General features: G+C 66.0%; 2 protein-coding genes. One reads left to right on the forward strand and one right to left on the reverse strand.

What is annotated here, in order from left to right:
• On the reverse strand, nucleotides 1–302 hold a 302-nt coding region (locus ACFQ6N_RS40995; RefSeq protein ID WP_380659221.1), incomplete at its 3' end, for an FAD-dependent oxidoreductase.
• Between the two features lie 284 nt (nucleotides 303–586).
• Here ACFQ6N_RS40995 and ACFQ6N_RS41000 point away from each other — a divergent pair.
• Nucleotides 587–1147 (forward strand): Rrf2 family transcriptional regulator, encoded by a 561-nt coding sequence (locus ACFQ6N_RS41000; RefSeq protein ID WP_053449309.1) that lies wholly within the window; start codon nucleotides 587–589, stop codon nucleotides 1145–1147.
• Nucleotides 1148–1189 lie beyond the last annotated feature (42 nt).

The following is a 1189-nucleotide window of genomic DNA, read 5'->3' on the forward strand; positions in this document are numbered from 1 at the left end:
GTCTGCGATGCGGCATCCGCACCATGGCCCACCACCTGCACCTGCTGGTTGGCAACATCGATGTGCTCGACGCGGCCGGCAAGGTAGTGCACGCCGACGGCATCGAAGATGGGCTGCAGCGGGGCCTTCATGCGCTCCGGCCCCTTTTCGTACAGGCGTGGGCGCACATGCAGCTCAGGGGACGGCGCTACCAGCACGATCTGCACATCATGGCGCGCGGCCTGATCGAGAAGACGGGCGGCGGCCAGCGCGCTCCACATGCCGGCAAAGCCGGCGCCGATGACAACAATGCGTTTGGACACGGAGGTAAGTCCTTCTGGGAAATGAGATTCAGGCACCCATGCGCGTGGATGGCAGGGGCGTGAGTGATGTGGTGCGCCGGCACGCCACATAACGCGGATCATATGAGTCCGCGTTATGTGGCGCAAGCAGTCGATGGCGGACCGTTCAGGCCAGCACGCCCCTGCCGTGCGCGTTCCCCCAGCCACAACGCCAATGAAATCAATGCCCTGCATGGGGCACCACTCGCTTGCGGCCAGTAACTCAGGCCCCTATAGTCCGCGTTACATTTTTCTGGACCGGTCCCATGGCCCACATCGGAACGGGCGTCGAGTACGCCCTGCACTGCCTGCTCTGGCTGGTCCCGCCGCTGGAACAGCGGCCCAGCAGCCGCGACCTGGCCGAACTGCAGGGCGTGCCGGCAGCCTTCATGGCGAAGATCTTTCCGAAGCTGGAGAAAGCCGGCATCGTCGAGTCCACCGGCGGCATCCGCGGCGGCTACCAGCTGGCGCGTGCGCCCGAGGACATCAGCGTGCTGGACGTGGTCGACGCCGTTGAGGGGCAGAAGGCGCTGTTCGACTGCCAGGAGATCCGCGGGCGCTGCGCGCTGTTCGATGGCAACCCACCGCGCTGGGCCAACCGCGGCGTGTGCGGCATCCACGCGGTGATGATCAATGCGCAGAAGGCGATGCGCGAAGAACTGGCGCGTTCCAGCCTGGCGTCGATTGCCGAGGGCGTGCAGGGCAAGGGACGCCCGGCGAGCTTTGCAGGCGATGTGCAGGACTGGTTTGCCGACCGCCAGGTTGCACGCGAGGAAGCGCGCATCACCGGCATGCGCGCACGCACGTCGGCACAGGACGATGATTGATCGCAGTGGCGCGCACGCAAACGAAAAACGCCCCCTTGCGGG

Source organism: Kitasatospora sp. NPDC056446 (genome assembly GCF_042796115.1).
Lineage (GTDB): Bacteria > Actinomycetota > Actinomycetes > Streptomycetales > Streptomycetaceae > Kitasatospora.